Origin of the sequence: Thiothrix eikelboomii, from assembly GCF_900167255.1 — a bacterium.
Lineage (GTDB): Bacteria > Pseudomonadota > Gammaproteobacteria > Thiotrichales > Thiotrichaceae > Thiolinea > Thiolinea eikelboomii.
The window spans coordinates 172,503-188,499 of record NZ_FUYB01000004.1 but is presented as its reverse complement, the minus strand read 5'-3'; the positions used below and the strand labels follow the sequence as shown (position 1 = coordinate 188,499).

12 protein-coding genes are annotated in these 15,997 nt (G+C 47.9%); 1 reads left to right on the top strand and 11 read right to left on the bottom strand.

The window, feature by feature from the left end; all coding sequences use genetic code 11:
* Positions 1 to 269: 269 nt before the first annotated feature.
* The 6 genes from B5D50_RS06690 to B5D50_RS06665 are packed head-to-tail and all read right to left on the bottom strand — an operon-like array spanning position 270 to position 7,131.
* Positions 270 to 1,997 (bottom strand): BatD family protein, encoded by a 1,728-nt coding sequence (locus B5D50_RS06690; RefSeq protein WP_078921811.1) that lies wholly within the window; start codon positions 1,995 to 1,997, stop codon positions 270 to 272.
* Complete coding sequence (locus B5D50_RS06685) at positions 1,997 to 3,769, bottom strand: VWA domain-containing protein (RefSeq protein ID WP_078921810.1); 1,773 nt, start codon at positions 3,767 to 3,769, stop codon at positions 1,997 to 1,999. Before B5D50_RS06685 ends, B5D50_RS06690 begins: the two co-directional genes overlap by 1 nt.
* On the bottom strand, positions 3,770 to 4,756 hold the full coding sequence (locus B5D50_RS06680; RefSeq protein ID WP_078921809.1) for a vWA domain-containing protein: 987 nt from the start codon (positions 4,754 to 4,756) through the stop codon (positions 3,770 to 3,772).
* 1 nt (position 4,757) lies between these two features.
* On the bottom strand, positions 4,758 to 5,246 hold the full coding sequence (locus tag B5D50_RS06675; RefSeq protein WP_078921808.1) for a DUF4381 domain-containing protein: 489 nt from the start codon (positions 5,244 to 5,246) through the stop codon (positions 4,758 to 4,760).
* Entirely contained in the window at positions 5,243 to 6,160 is a 918-nt protein-coding gene (locus B5D50_RS06670; protein ID WP_078921807.1) for a DUF58 domain-containing protein, read from the bottom strand. Before B5D50_RS06670 ends, B5D50_RS06675 begins: the two co-directional genes overlap by 4 nt.
* Positions 6,160 to 7,131, bottom strand: coding sequence for an AAA family ATPase (locus tag B5D50_RS06665; RefSeq protein WP_078921806.1), 972 nt, complete (start codon positions 7,129 to 7,131; stop codon positions 6,160 to 6,162). The genes B5D50_RS06670 and B5D50_RS06665 overlap by 1 nt, the downstream gene beginning before the upstream one ends.
* A 79-nt stretch (positions 7,132 to 7,210) precedes the next feature.
* Here B5D50_RS06665 and B5D50_RS06660 point away from each other — a divergent pair, with 79 nt between their 5' ends.
* Positions 7,211 to 7,534 carry a BolA family protein gene (locus B5D50_RS06660; protein WP_078921805.1) on the top strand — a complete coding sequence of 108 codons (324 nt, stop codon included), beginning with the start codon at positions 7,211 to 7,213 and terminating at the stop codon, positions 7,532 to 7,534.
* Here B5D50_RS06660 and B5D50_RS06655 read toward each other — a convergent pair.
* The 5 genes from B5D50_RS06655 to B5D50_RS06635 all read right to left on the bottom strand — a co-directional run bounded on the left by B5D50_RS06655 (position 7,527) and on the right by B5D50_RS06635 (position 15,995).
* On the bottom strand, positions 7,527 to 8,837 hold the full coding sequence (locus B5D50_RS06655) for an SEL1-like repeat protein (RefSeq protein WP_078921804.1): 1,311 nt from the start codon (positions 8,835 to 8,837) through the stop codon (positions 7,527 to 7,529). The two genes, B5D50_RS06660 and B5D50_RS06655, sit on opposite strands and share 8 nt — an antisense overlap.
* 113 nt (positions 8,838 to 8,950) lie before the next feature.
* On the bottom strand, positions 8,951 to 9,997 hold the full coding sequence (locus tag B5D50_RS06650; RefSeq protein ID WP_159448593.1) for a response regulator: 1,047 nt from the start codon (positions 9,995 to 9,997) through the stop codon (positions 8,951 to 8,953).
* 26 nt (positions 9,998 to 10,023) lie between these two features.
* Complete coding sequence (locus B5D50_RS06645) at positions 10,024 to 12,885, bottom strand: hybrid sensor histidine kinase/response regulator (protein WP_078921802.1); 2,862 nt, start codon at positions 12,883 to 12,885, stop codon at positions 10,024 to 10,026.
* Between the two features lie 24 nt (positions 12,886 to 12,909).
* Positions 12,910 to 14,760, bottom strand: a complete 1,851-nt coding sequence (locus B5D50_RS06640; protein ID WP_078921801.1) for a methyl-accepting chemotaxis protein — start codon at positions 14,758 to 14,760, stop codon at positions 12,910 to 12,912.
* Complete coding sequence (locus B5D50_RS06635) at positions 14,757 to 15,995, bottom strand: ABC transporter substrate-binding protein (protein WP_078921800.1); 1,239 nt, start codon at positions 15,993 to 15,995, stop codon at positions 14,757 to 14,759. Before B5D50_RS06635 ends, B5D50_RS06640 begins: the two co-directional genes overlap by 4 nt.
* Positions 15,996 to 15,997 lie beyond the last annotated feature (2 nt).

Below are 15,997 nucleotides of genomic sequence, written 5' to 3'. Positions count from 1 at the left end.
TGATATTTATTATTGTAGAAAAAACCTGACTTTACAGTTTGCCGAAATTATAAAAAAAAGCCAATTGATCTATTAACTGTTATTAGACATTTTTGCCAAACAGTCATTAACAGACTAACCTAGCTAGAAATACTCTTGGAGAGGTGTTTCCTCGTAATGCTCAGCATCGTTGGGAGCTGTTTAGCTTTTTTGGGGCTGAAGCCAGTCTGGAATTGGCCAGTATTGGTTTGACTTGCTCTTTACTCGATGTGTATTTCGCCCCACTAGCCCTAGCTAGGATAAAGCTCAGCCAAGCCTAATCCTTGTTGTGAACTTGAGCTTGAATCCGTCAATGGCTGCGGCTGATAATTCTGCACCGCCTGCCACAGCTCTTGCCCCTCCCAAACATGGGTAGTGGACGCATACAGCACCGTGCTGAGATCATCCAAAGCTTGTTTTAAGGGTAAGTCGGCGTGGGTTCTTAAAGTAGCAATAGTCGCCGGTGATAAATGTAAATCCTCCCGAATCCAAGCCTGTAACGCTTGAAAAGCAGCATGGGCATCATTGCTTTGACAGGCCTGCTTCAATGCCTGTAAGGGCGCAATACTGTGGCTGGCAAAACGACTTGCCTCCCTGTCCTTGGACTTTCGCTTAAGCAACCGAATGCCCAGCCCTGCTAAGCTGATTAAGACCAAAGCCGCTAAAATGGCTAAGAGCCAAAGCTTAGTTAGCCTACCCGTGTTGGGGGCTTGACTAGAAGGCATGCGCTCTTCGCTAGGGGTCAATAAACTATTGGCAGCCCCCGGCTCAGGATTGGCTTTAGCAGCGGAATTGGGGTCAGTCGAGGGTTGGCTCTGCCCTACGCCGGTCACTATTAAAGCGGTAGGTTCAATCCGGGCTGTCTGCATTTTTTTAGCTTTCAGGTCCCACCAATCGACGCTAATCTCTGGCAAGACATAATTTCCATCTGCAGTCCCCATCAAGACCCATTTTTCTTCACGCATCCCAATCACACTGTTCCCACCGAGGTCATTGCGAAACTCTGGCTGATTGGCATAGCCTTTAATCCCCATTGGGGGCTTAATATCGAGGGCAGGCAATTGTTCCGCCATTAAACCCTCTGCGATCATCGCAATCGTCAAAGTGACTGGCTCACCTGCTTTTAAAGTTTTATTGGCTGGCTCCCAATGTGCGTTCAGCGTCAGGCTATTGGCGGGTAGCCAAGTCGATTTGATCTGTGGCTGTGGCTGCACAGTAATCACTAAAGGTGCCGAAAAGCGGCGGACTTGCTGACCACTGATACCAAAAGGATCGAGCTGCCGCGACCGACGATCATCTAAAGCACCTTGAAATACCGTCCGCCCTAGGGTCAGCTCCCCACTGACTTGGGGAAATACGGCATAACGGCGCTCAATCATTTGATAGCGCACCCCATTGCGATTGACCACCCCACTTTTGGTATTCCCCAATTGCTGAATCAGACCTTTGCCTTTTTCTAACTCAGGATGCGACATGCTAGCACGGGTCGGTAATAACGGGACCACATGCAATAAGCGTTGGGTGACAATGACTTGCTGCTGCACATAAGGCTGAGGCGGATCAGCGCTCAGCTCAACGAGGATATCGGTATTAGGTTTACCATTCAAATCAACCGCCCCCTCGACCACTTGAATAGTCGTTGGCTCACTGCTGAGTTGGCCGAAATGAATCTTAGGAATTTGTAAGTTGCCCGCTTGCTTGGCGAATAGGCTAATTCTCCAAGCGGTTTGCTGCGCCATTTGCCCATTGATATATTGCAGGTTAGTGCTCGTTGAACTCCCTGTCACCTGAAAGTCTTGATCCAACGGGCTAAAATCAGGCGTAATCGCCAGTGCTTGATCGGCTGAAAAGGTTAAGGTGAAATCATCCCCCACCGATACTGTTGCCGGATTGACTTGGACTTGCACACCCGCCGCCCATACTTTGCAGCTAAAACTCAAACAAAAGCAAACCAGCGCGATGAACCTAAACACAGTCATTACCAAGCATCTCCTTGGCTAGGATGGGCGCGCTGTTGATATTGATATTGAAACTTACGCCGCCACAAACCTGCTGGGTCATCGGGGATCCGGCGTAGCCACTGCTCTGTGGCTTGTTGTTGTTCTGCTGCTTTGGGGTCGATTGGGGCAGCAGCCTCTGCTTGGGCTGGTTCTGATTTAGCATCTGATTGTTCTGCTTCCTGCTGTTGGTTTTGCTCAGCCTGCTTAGCTTGCTCTTGTTCCTGTGCGGCTTGCTCTTGCTGGGCTTGAGCCTGCTGTGGGTCTTGCTGCGGTTGATTGGGTTGATTCTGCTGAGCTTGACCTGCTTGCTGTTGCTGATTCGATGGGTTTTGCTGATCTTGATTTTGCTGCTGGTTTTGTGAACCTTGCTGCTGTTGCTGATCCTCTAATTGTTTTTTCAGTAAATCTCGATTATAGCGTGCATCGGCATGTTGTGCATTTTGCGCGAGTACTTGCTCATAAGCAGCAATCGCCTGCGGGAATTTATTTAAGCGCGCTAAGGCATTCCCATAATTATATAAACCTTCTAGACTTTTATCTGCAGAATATAGCTGAGCCGCTTGCTCAAAATGCCCTGCTTGATAAGCAGCAGCAGCCTTCCACTGCGGATTTTCAAATAATTCACTGGCACGTTTAGCTTGCCCTGCCTGTAAAGCAGCCTGAGCTTGTTGATCCGGTGTTGACCATAAATCAGCCCAGACACTGGCCTGTACTGGCTGAGTTTGTGGCAAAACCAGCACTACTAAGCTTAAAGATAAGAGCCAACCTCGTCTAAACAATACCGCCGCGAACGGTAATATCGCTAAGACCAACCAAACTCCCGCATTCACCCAAGTATCCACTTGGCGCTGACCACCCGAAATTAAATTCTGCTCACCCGCTTTTGCCTCCCATACGGCGGCTAAACGATTGACATCGGCGTCACCAATCCCAGCGGTTACATAAACCCCATTACCCGCTTGTGCCAAAGCGTTCAAGCTAGCCACCTCCAGTTTGGGTAGGATGGTTTTGCCTCGGGCATCTTGCAAGAAGCCACCCTCTGCTAAAGGAATCGGCGCACCATTCACTGACCCCACGCCTAATACAGAAATATTCACACCTTTAGCCAATGCGGCGCGGGCAGCACTTAAAGCTTGTGCACCATCGGTCATCCCATCGGTGATTAGCAGAATATTGCCACTTTTTGCACCTGCTTGTTGGAGCAGCTCCATTGAACGCTCAATCGCTAAACTCAAGAAACCACCTTGCACTGGCATAATGTCTGGGCTGAGATTCTTCATTTGCGCTTCAATGGTTTTTATATCATCCGTCAAGGGTGAAACAGGAAAAGCATCGCCTGCAAACACGACTAGCCCTGTTTGCTCTCCTTTGCGAGCCTGCAGAATATCCATGACCTTAAAACGTGCCTGTTCTAAGCGATTGGGCGATAAATCCTGCGCATACATTGAAGCGGACAAATCAAGCGCAATCACCAACGCTTGCTGCTGACGAAAGACGGGAACTTCTTTCTTTTCCCAAGCCGGCCCCGCTAGCGCTAGAATGCTGAGTAGCGCCAGCAAAGAAAAAATGATCAGTGCAGACAAACTTTCCCGCCGCTCCCGCCCTGTAAGGATAAAAGGCGCGAGTGCAGGGTCGACTAAATCTTGCCAACCACTGTGGTGTTTACGCCGCCGTAAAATCCAAAACCATAACACGGGCAGCAAAACGAATAACCAGAAAGCCGCTGGATAGAGAAAATGAAAATCCGCCATTTAAGCCTCCGCCTCCATACGCACGACAAAAGCTAACCAGCCCAGCATAAATGCCAAACCTAACGGCCACCGAAATAATTCTTGCTGCGGCCGCCATTCTTCAGCCTCGTGCTCTACCGGCTCTAGGCGGTCTAATTCGGCATAAATACGCTGAAACTCTTCCGTATCCCGCGCCCGAAAATATTGCCCACCTGTTTTGCTCGCAATCGCTTTTAAAGACTCTTCATCAATTTCTGCGGCCGGATTAATCAATTGAATGCCAAACAAACTGCGCGCTTGTGGACCTTCAGAACCAATCCCTACTGTATAGATTTTTAAGCCTGCACTCGCGGCCATATCGGCGGCAGCGGCAGGACTAACCGAACCAGCCGTATTCGCTCCATCGGTCATCAAAACGAGCACACGATTCTTTTCTTGGCTATCTTGTAAGCGCTTAATGGCCAAACCGATGGCATCACCAATCGCAGTACGCTCGCCCGCCAAACCAATCACCGTTTCATTTAACAGCGTATGTACCGTCACCCGATCAAAAGTAAGGGGCGCTTGTAAATAAGCTTGATCACCAAACACGATTAAACCGATCCGATCCCCGACTCGCTTTTGAATAAAATCACCCGCCACCACCTTAGTCGCAACTAAGCGATCAACTACCTGATTATTCAAGTAAAAATCTTGCTCTTGCATACTGCCGGATAAATCGACTGCCAGCATTAAATCCCGCCCAGAAACAGGCAAGGCCACACTCTCACCCACCCAAATCGGACGGGCAGCCGCCGTCACTAAAGCTAACCACGCCAGTGCTGCGAAGACTAAAGCCAGCCATGAAGTCCACGCTTTTTCAGAAGCAGCCTCACCTTGTAAAAAGTCTTGTAGGAAAGGAACCTTCAAGGCTAGGCCAACACGTTGTTTGGCAGGTCGCCAAAGTTGGCGAATCAATAAGGGTAAAGGCAGCAAACCAAATAGCCACCACCAAGCGAACTCATACATGCTATTTACCTGCCAACGCTTGCGAGCTGAGCCATTGACGCACCTCTTGTACTAAAGCTTTTACATCCGCATTACCTTGTGCACGATACGGTAATTCAGTTAAAGCTTGTTGAAAGTGCTGACTAAACACGGGTGAGCCAGTGTGCTGGTCTAAAAACTGTAGCCAACTCATACCTGTCAAACCTGCTACACTACGCCGCCCATATAGGCTAATCGCCATCCGCCGCAAGAGTACCGATAACTCACGTACCAACCCCAGCGGATCATGTCGATATTGTTGCTCAATCCGCTCTAGCTCTTGTAAGGCAGAGGCTTGAGCTGACCGCTGTATACGCCGCTGGCTAGTGGGACGTTTCAGCCACCAAATGATTAGTGCAAGGCCAACACCTAGGCCTAAGATCAAGACTAACCACCAACCCCAAGCTAAAGGCCACCAGCCGATTTCAGCGGGCAAATGAATATCGCGTAAGGGGAGTTCAGTTGGCTTCATCGCATCCCTCTGACTAACTTCAACAAACGCTCATTCGTGGTATCGCGGGTCGATAATTGAATGAGGGGAATCCGATGCTTGCGTGCAAACTCCTGCAGCGAAACCTGGGCTTGTCGTTGACGTTCATGATAATCGCGCCGCCACATTTTCTGCTTGAGATTCACCCATAAACTGCGTTTGCCATCCGTCACACGTAGCACACCTTGCGGGGGAAGTTGATTTTCTAACGGATCACGCACGAGCACTAAAGTGATACTCGCTTGGCGATGAATCATCGCTAATTGTTGTAAGGCAACCGGGTCAGCTTGACGAAAATCACTGATCACAAAAACCTGTGTGCCTGATTCAGTCACCCGTCTTAAACGTCGCCAACTATCTTGTAGCACCGCCGTATCGCTCAGCAAGCTTGACTGATCTTGCTGCGTCGCTTCAGCGAGCGCGCGCATAAAACCCAAGACCGAACTGCGACTACGTGAGGGTTTAAATTCTAAATGTCCATTAGCTTGCTGTAATACGCCCCCCGCACGATCACCTTCGGAAAGGGTTTTCCAGATCAGTAAGCCAGCAGTTTCCGCCGCCACCACGGTTTTAAAGCGGCCTTGGGTTGCAAAAAACATTGACGGGCGCAAATCTAGCCAAATCAAAACCGGCTTTTCACGTTCTTCCTGAAAGATTTTCGTATGGACTTTGCCACTACGAGCGGTTACCCGCCAATCAATCGTCCGAATATCATCCCCCGGTTGATAAGGGCGAGATTCGGCAAAATCCATCCCCCGACCTTTAAACACCGAGCGATGCAAACCGACCTGCCGCGCACGCACATGACGCTTAGCTAAATTCAAAGTTCGCACTTGAGTTTGCAGCTTAATTAAAGACTGCAAAGAGCTATAAACTAAACCATCACCTGGGCGCATTAAGGCACTGCCACCAGAGCTAAGAGCTCATCAATCAAGTGATTAGCACTCATACCATCGGCCTCTGCCTCAAAGGTTAGCAATAACCGATGCCGTAAGACATCATGAGCCACCGCCTGCACATCTTCGGGGCTAACAAAATCGCGTCCTGCCAACCAAGCATGAGCACGGGCACAACGATCTAACGCCAAGGTGGCGCGGGGGCTGGCTCCATACGCAATGCTTCCCGTCAAGGATTTACCATAGCGCTCAGGGTGACGAGTGGCTAATACCAGTTGCAATAGATATTGCTCAATATTATCCGCCATATAGAGCATCAAAACCTCTTGGCGAGCAGCACGGATCTCTGCCGGCCCTACCAGCGGCTCTTCTACTAGCTTTTCATGCCGGACCTCCTCCATCGCCTCTTTGCGCCCTAGGAGTAGGATCAAACGCTCTTCTTCCGCTGTGGGATAATCGACTAAAACATGCATCAGGAAGCGGTCTAATTGAGCCTCCGGTAAATGATAAGTACCTTCTTGCTCAATCGGATTTTGAGTGGCCATCACCAAAAAAGGATCGGGTAATTTCCAAGTCGTACCTGCGACTGTAATTTGACGCTCGGCCATCGCCTCTAGCAAAGCTGATTGAACTTTAGCGGGTGCACGATTGATTTCATCGGCAAGAATCAGATTATGAAATAACGGACCTTTTTGGAATTTGAAACTGCCATCATTAGGATGAAACACCTCAGTGCCTGTAATATCAGCCGGTAACAAATCCGGCGTGAATTGCACACGATGGAAGCTCCCCTCCACCCCTTGCCCGAGCATTTGAATCGCACGAGTTTTAGCCAGCCCTGGAGCACCTTCCACTAACAAATGACCATCTGCGAGTAAGGCAATCAACAGACGATTGATCAACGATTTTTGGCCAACAATTTTCCGTTCTAGATAACGTGACAATTTGTCAAAATTTTGTTTTTGGTTCATGCTCGCAAGCGTCTTTATAAAAATCTGATGAAATATACGCGGTATTAAAGCAGATTCAAGTTAACAAAAGGAAATGATTATGGGTATGCAAGGACAAATTGAAGCAAAGCTCCGACAGGCTTTTAATCCTGATGTGTTAGAAGTGATTAATGAAAGCCATCTGCACAATGTCCCCCCGGGCGCTGAGTCGCATTTTAAAGCAGTTATTGTCAGTGAGCAATTCAAGGATCGGCGATTAGTGGCAAGGCATCGCTTAGTTAATCAGGCTCTAGCCAGCGAGCTACATCAAATTCATGCCCTCGCTCTTCATACACTAACACCTGACGAATACTTTAAACGAGCGGGAGCCGTTGCCGACTCCCCTTTGTGTATGGGCGGTGCTAAGACCCCTTCGCTTAGCTAGCAGGGCCTTCTAGCAATTTCTGCAGATTACGCCGAGCATTTTCATTGCCTTGGCCTACTGCTGCGGTCAATAGCTTTTCTGCTTGTGCACGATCTTGTTTGACACCGTTGCCCATAATATACAGCACGGCTAAATTGTTTTGTGCCTCAGAAAAACCCGCTTTAGCTGCTTTGGCATACCATTTTGCTGCCTCAGCATAGTTTTGCTTCACACCACGCCCATCTTCATAGAGCAGTGCTAAATTATGCTGTGCCTTCGGATAACCTTGCTTGGCTGCTTTGGCATACCATTTAGCCGCTTCGGCAATGTTTTGCGGGATAGCCGGATCAGTACCATCCTCAAAGAGAGCACCTAGCATGAGTTGCGCATACATATCTCCTCGCTGAGCAGTGTCAATCACCTCTTGCACACTCATATTGCCTAGATCAACTTTGGATTGATTATGTTCAACGGATATATCACCCGGCTCTTCGACCACAGCGGCTTGAGCCTCAGGCATACCCTCTGCACCCGCAGCACCCTCAATCGGCAAAGCTGCTAGCTCAGACTCTGGTTCTTCAGACTCTGATTCTAAAGCTGGAGCTGAAACACGATCTGGAGCGGGCATGGGGTCTGGAGCTGAAACCGGAGCTGGAGCGATAGCCGCTAACCTTGGAGCAGCTTGCACAGCAGGGGCTAACTCTGCCGCAGGGGTAAGACTGGCTAAGGCTAATTTAGCCGCTTCACTCCCACGCTTAGCCGCTTGAGTATACCAAAACTTAGCTAAGCGCTGATCTAAGGGCAGGTATTGACCATTGCTGTACATCACCCCTAAGCCATATTGAGCCTCGACTTGCCCGGCTCGCGCCGCTTTTTCCTGTAGGTCGAGAGATTGCTTAATATTTTCAGGACTGGGATCTTGGCGCAATTGTAAAGCCAAAGCATATTGCGCGTTCAAATCCCCCTGAGTCGCCTTGGCCTGTAAGGCTGTTGCTGAAACAGTTGAGGCTGAAGCTCGATGTGCTTGGCGATTCGCATACCATTGCTCAATACTCTTTCCCTGCTCAGTAGCTGCAGTGACTGGCTTCACGGCCTGACGCTGCGGTGGCGGGTTAGCAGCCGCTTCAGTGGCAAGCGGCGTAGCGGCTGGCAAAGCTGCAGCAGGTGCGGCTAAGGGTAGATCCTCACGAGCAGCCCAAGGTGGTGCGGCCTCTTCCAAACTAGCCGAGGCTGCCTGAGCAAGGGTCAATTGCGCAGGTAAGCAACTGGCTAACAGTACTTGTGAAATAAATAAAAAAGATCGGTTGCGTATTATTATTTTCATTATTTTGCCCCCGTGGGTTTGATTGGGTATGGCTAAACACTTGTTTTTTTGCTGATTTTTATATACCACTCCAGCTAAACTTGCACTGAATTAAATGCCGAATTAAACATCGTTTAAGAGCGTGCTTGTTGAAAGTTATCTAACCACATCGACACTCGCTTTAAAGTCTTTTGGAGTTGATCACTTTTAACTGGCTTAGTTAAATAGGTTGAAGCACCCGCGATAACACCTTGTACCTCATCTAGAGGTGAGGTTTTAGCACTGAGCATAATGATCGGTGTCTTTTTCATTTCCCGCCGAATCCGCATTTGGCGACAGGTTTCATAGCCATCAATCCCGGGCATAATAATATCTAAAAACACTAGGTCATAGCGGTGGCTGGCCACTTTTTGTAAAGCCTCTTCACCTGTTTCTGCAAAATCAGAGGCAATCCCCGCCTGCCGTAACTCGATTTCTAATTGCTTACGAATCGCTGCACTATCATCGACCACTAAAGCACGGTGATGATATTCACGACTGAGTTCTATAGGTGGCTCAGCATGAGGAACAGCGACCTGTTCTTCTACCGACCGACTCGGCTGCTCAGGAGCTGCAGCGGGCATGGCTTCCGTTGGTACAGGCATTACAGGAGCCACCGGAATTATCGGGGTTTCAGCAATAGGTAGTTGTTGAGTCTCAGGTAACTGCTGAGTCTCAGGTACTGTGATACTCAGCGCCAAAGCGGGTTGCTCAAGCTCGGCTTTAAGTGTTGGCAATGGAAGCGCTGCGGGCGTTGCAAGGTTGGCTTCCACCACCGTTAACTGCGGAGGTTCAGACGTTTTAACCACAGGCTCAGCCAGATGATCTAGCCATAATTTACGCGCCTCATCCAAAGTACGCATCACTCGCGTCACCAATAAGGGGCGCTGCATCAAGACATCATAAGGCTGCTCACTGTCTTGATCAGTAATCCGAACTAACATAGCACCTTCAGGGTGCAAGGCTGCTAAGTCAAGCAGCGTCTCATTACTCACCACCACCAACTGCGCAGAAGATAAATCCGTCAACACATAGTTGCGCCCTTGTGCACCACTAAATGTTACTACCCGCTTCAAGACCGCTTCTTCGCGGGCATCAAGCTTATAGAGGCAAACACCTACTGTATGATCCGCCTGAGCCATAGCTCCATTTACTCCTGAAGAAACACTTATATAATCGCCAACTGCGTATCTAGCCATTTTTTTATTTGTTCCTGTAAGGCTGTTGTTTGTACGGGTTTAGTTAAATAACCATCTACGCCGGCTTGTTCAGCTAAATCACGATGCTTACGTGTACTTCGTGAAGTAATCATAATGACTGGCAAATCTTTCATCTCTGGCCAAATCCGAATCGCTTGAGTCATTTCCAAGCCATTCATCCGAGGCATTTCCATGTCAGTTAACACCATATCAACAGGTGTAGTATTCATGATTTGTAAGGCATCTAAACCATCCACGGCCGTATGCACCACATGCCCCATGCCCTCTAAACTGAGCCGCAGTGCTTTACGGTTACTGAGCGAGTCATCCACCACTAAAATCGTGGATGCAGTTTTGTTAAGCTCAACCGTCTTCACTTCATCAGCGGCCTGCAATTGAATTTTGCCATCTTCTAGATCACGGACTAAACGCAGCATATCCAGAACAGGGGCAACCGTGCCGTTGGCTAAAATGCAGGCACCTTGTATGCCGGGCAAATAACCCAACCATGATGCAAGATTTTTAATCACAATATCCCGAGAAGGCAAGACTTCATTGGCATAAAGTGCATGTGCGCCCTTTTCACTGCGAATAATTAGCAGGGTATGGCCTTGCTGAATATTCACCGCAGCCGCAGGCCAATGTAATAATTGCGCGAGGGACTCAACCGGTAATTGATAACGATTGGTATGAATCCGCCACACTCCGTGATCGTCTATACTTTCATCCGCTGCCACATACAATACTTGCTCAATACTATCAGCCGGAATAGCCACCCAATGCTCACCCGCCCGAACGACTAAGGCATGGGTAGAAATCAGGGTTTGGGGCAGGTCCAGCACAATTTTTGTGCCAAGCCCCGCTTGACTGTGGAGCTTCACACTGCCGCGCAACTTTTCAATAGCCGCCTGCACCACATCCATGCCGACACCACGTCCTGAAACCTCACTCACCTCATCCCGAGTACTAAAGCCCGGTTGCATCACTAAATTTAATAAGCTCTCTTCGGCGAGTGGTGTATCAGCCTGAATCAGCCCACGCTCAAGCCCACGGGCGCGAATCCGCTCTAGATTCATGCCAGCCCCATCATCTTCTAAGCTCAAACTAATATGATTACCCCGCCGAGCGAAGGTCAGGGTGATTTTACCAGTTTCGGGCTTACCGGCTGCCACTCGTGCTTCGGGCGCTTCAATACCATGATCAACCGCATTCCGTAATAAATGCAGCAAAGGATCAGTCACCCCCTTGAGAATATCCGCATCCACTTGTAAATGCTGACCCTGAATCTCAATCTCAGCTTTTTTAGCCGTTTTCCGACAAGTCTCGCGCACAATCCGCTCTAAGCGTGGCAGTAAAGTACTGACGGGGGTCAAGCGCATCGACAGGACGGCCTCACTCAATTGCCGCTGAATACGTTGCTGCTGATACAGCTCATCCATCAAGCGCCGCATCATTTGCTGCAAGCTCTGCACCAACTCGTGGCTATCAGCAGCTGCCTCCATTAATAAATTATTCGCACTGACTAAATCGCTGTAAGACTCTAGCTCTAATTCATCTAAGGTTGGTCCTTCCTTTTGAGTCGCTTTTGAGCCTTTCGTCTGACGCTGAGCTTGATGTTCAATTGCTGTTTCTAATTCATCTAAACGCTGGCGAATTTGCTCATCATGTTGATACAGCTGCTTACCCATACGGTTAGATTGCTGCAATAATTCAGCCGATTGGCTACTTGAACTAATTAACTCCCCAGTCAAACTCAGTAAGCGTCCAACTCGCTCCTCATTGACTGCAACCGAAGCCGCACCACTGTGCAAAACCGTGGAAGTTAAGGGTAGGGACTCATCTTCATCGAGTAATTCGTCCTCACTACTCGCTTCGATCGACTCGATAGCTTCAGCCGTGTGCTCAGTAATAAAGCTAGGTAGTTTAACCACTGGGGTTAGCTTTAAAGCATCATCGCCCGCATCGTCTTCCGAAGTCTCTTGTTCTAAGCGCTCTTTCCACTCTTTTAACTGATGATTAAGCTCTGCATACTCTTCCGGCAAGCCAGTACCTGCCTTTAGATGGTCGAATAAAGCCTCTAAACAATCAGCCGCAGCTTCTAAAATAGACCCCAAACCTGCAGGGAGCGTTTGCAGAGCAGCCGCATCTAATAAGTCTTCGAGCTGATGAGTGAAATTCGCAATCGGCTCAACCCCAACCACACCGCTCGAACCTTTAATGGTGTGGACTAAGCGTGAAGCATGCCGCTGCTGCTCAAGACGGCTATCGCCCTTAGCAAGTACCCGAATCAACCGCGCAGCTTCAGTAATATGCCCCGGTGTTTCCGCTAAATAGGCCGCCAATAACTCTGGGTGCACATCCGCTGCAAAGGCTAGCTCAGTACTTGGGCTAAGTGAGGTTTCTGCTGTCTCCTCTAAATTGGCTTGCCCACTAGCACGTAAGGTTAATAGAAATTGTTGCAATAACTGCGGATCCAAGGCCTCGGGCCAAGTAAAATCCATTAACTCAGCCGTCAGCATCGGCAAATGACCCAGCTCATCCGGCTCGCGTAAAACTAAGGCGGTCATTTCTAACCAACCAAAGTATTTCCCTTGCTCTAAAAGTTCTGGGGCTGAGTTCGTCGTTAATGAGGTTTGTACCCAATTGACCACAGCAACCACATCCTGCCAAGCATACATTTCAGCAGTCATGCTCAAACGCTCGTACTCAGCCGTCACTTGGTCAAGTTGCTCAGCAAGCTCTAAGCTGGTATCCAGCATAGATAATTGCAAGGCCACCTCTTCTAGCTCTTCGGCAAACGCCAAACGATCTTCATTCAGCTGATTATCCATCAAAGTCTCCTCATGCTCGAACCTTTAGGCTTCCAGCTTGAATACGTTGACGGACTTGACGAGACGCTGACCAGCTTCAGCCATACTGCTAGTTAAGCTAGTGAGAGACAATAACTCCTTACCTGTCGACTGAGTAGCCTCAACAATCCGCTCAGCACGAGTTTGCAACTCTTGGCTGATCTTGACCTGTTCAGCCGAATCCACCGCAATTTTCTCAACCGACTGGACGAGTTCATTCGTCGCATCTAAGCTCGTTTGCATTTGAGTGGCGGCTTGCTCTGCCAAATTCGAACCATCGACCACCTCAGAAATGGTCTGATCCATCGTCGCAATCGTTGTATTAGCTTCCTGTTGAATATTTCTTACCAGAGCACCGATTTGATCCGTCGACTCCCGTGAGCTTTCTGCTAAATGCTGAATCTCTTCGGCAATCACCGAGAAACCCCGCCCTGCTTCACCTGCTGCCGTTGCTTGCATACTCGCATTCAAGGCCAGCACCGTTGTACGTTCAGAGATATTGCTGATAATGTCGATAATGCGGGAAATTTCTTGCGAACGCTCCCCTAACCGTTTCAAACGCTTACCTGTTTCTTGCACGGTATCACGAATACCTGAAATACTGGTTAAAGTACGTGCAACAGATTCTTGCGCTTCACGGGTGGCACGTGAAGTACTATCCGCCACTCGATTCGCTTGTTGTGCAGAGGCGGCAATGGAATCTAAACGACCCAAAATATTGCCTAATTGCTCAACCGTTTCTTCGGCTTCATTGCGTTCTAACAGTGCTAATTGATTCACCGACAGCGCATGTTGGTTAACATCCTGAGAAGTGGCATCCACGGTCAAGGCAACCTCACGGACTTGCTTGAGTACCTCAGTAGTATCTTCAGCTAATTGATTGATCGCATCGGCCAGTGGGCCTGTGGCATCTTCCGTCACTTTCGCACGCACGGTTAAATTACGCTCACTCAAATCAGCGACCGCTTCTAATAAGGTAAAGACCGATTCATTTAATTGTTGGTGTTCTGCATTGATTTTTCGTTGAGTCGAAATACGATCTTCTACCATACCATCAAACGCTTGGCCTAATTCAGCCAACTCACTGCGTCCACCTAACTCCACTCGAGCATTCAAATCACCTGCGGCAATCTCACGAATTGTACTATTCAAACGTCCCAATTGCCCACCAATCGAGCGATAAATTAAATACCCTAAGATCGCGGCAATTAACATACCCAGCAAAATCATACTGACGGCAGCAATCAATAAGCGCCGAGCATCTTCAGTGGCTGCATCAGATAAAGCATAAGATTGCTTAATATCATTCTCAACCTGTGCATTAATTTTATCACGAAAACCTTGGGTATCTGCTAACAAATCATTTTGTACATAAAGCTCAAGCTGATTACGATCTTGGCCTTCTAACAAACGTTCGCTGCGCTTCATGGACACCAAAAGCTGATCCATTTCTTCTTGCACACGATTAAATTCTTTACGTATCTGTTCATCATCTAGATTATCAACACTTTTCAGTGCTTTATAACGTGGCATACTCACTTCAATAAAATTCTTTTCAGAAGCCTTTAACTCTTTTAAGGCATCCTCCCAAGATTTAGTCCCTAAAACAACTTGATGTAAGAGTAAAACATGGTTATCTTGAGTATCACGAATCAAACTATTGCCGGTATCAATTAATGCAATATGATTACTTAAATCACGTAAAACCATTTGATTTTTATTCAATGCAAAAATTGCACCACTACCCAACAGCATTAACAATAGCAATGGAATCAAGACCAAGAGAAATATCCGCTGAGCAACTGGCATATTCGCTAGCCAGCCCGTTTTCTGCTTGTTGTTCGCTAAATCACTCATTTATACCATCCTTTCCAAGTTGAGCTATCGACAGGCGCCCATTTGTTATCTGCTAGCGTCGTCATCACGACCAAATCCGACCCCTGATTATCATCGGTAAAATCGAGCGGTAGACCACCTAAATCAAACTGCTTACCCCGTAAAGCGGCAACGACATTGGCTCGTGTCATTTCTTGCCCCGCAGCCTCAACATCACCCATTGCTTTTAAGAGCATCCGGCCTACAATATAGCCCTCTAAAGAAACATATCCTAATTTATCGCCCAGTGCTGCGCGTGCTTCATTAACAATCGGTAGCTCACTGTCTAAAGCAGGCACCACCTGAGTCATTAATACTCGATCAGCTACACCAAATGAGCTTAATTGTTTCAGGAAATTATCCGCACCCGTAAAAGATACTGCACTATAAACCCAAGACTCTTTTTTACTATTGGCATAAGTAATAAAGCGAGCAACTGATTCATAAGAACCGACCGTTACCACGAATTTACAAGGCCGACCTTGCTTGGCCTCCCATTTCTTAATAGAGTCATAGCCATCACGCACGGCAAGACTATTGCGTTTATAGACACCGACAGGACCGATCCCATTACGCTGAGCATTGTCACCTTCTTGCTCGAAGATTTTATCTAAGGCCTCAGCAATATAATTTACACCTTGTTTGCCAGCTAACACTGCTTTCAAACCGCGCAAACCAGATAAACCATAAGAATCATCTTGTATATAAGCGCAAATCGACGCTGGGCCATAACCATGATTAAACGCCTCTTCAACAACGGCTTTAACTTCTTGCCCATAACTGGCTCGATAATTAATAACATCTTCTTGATTACTACGTAATAAATCAGAACCTGTAAAAAAACCAATCGCAGGTATTTTTTTATCTGCTAATAAGGGTAAAGCTGCTGCTGCAGTCGGAGTGCCTACATTGCCGACGAAGGCAAATACATCTTGACTGAGTAATTTATTAACGGCTTCAATCGTTTTGGGTGGGCTATAATTATCGTTTTCACTTAATAATTTAATTTGCTTAGCACCGATTTGCTTATCTTGCAAAGCAGCCTCTAAACCGCTCAGCATACCAGTACCTAGACCTTTGGATTGACCTTGTAAATCCAAGGACGTGGCTAAGCGAATTTGATTAGCCGGGACTTCTTCCGCCTGCGCTATACAAGGCAAAACACCAAAGGCTAGCCAAACTAGCGATCGCAAGATGGTTTTTTTATTGTTTATCATGA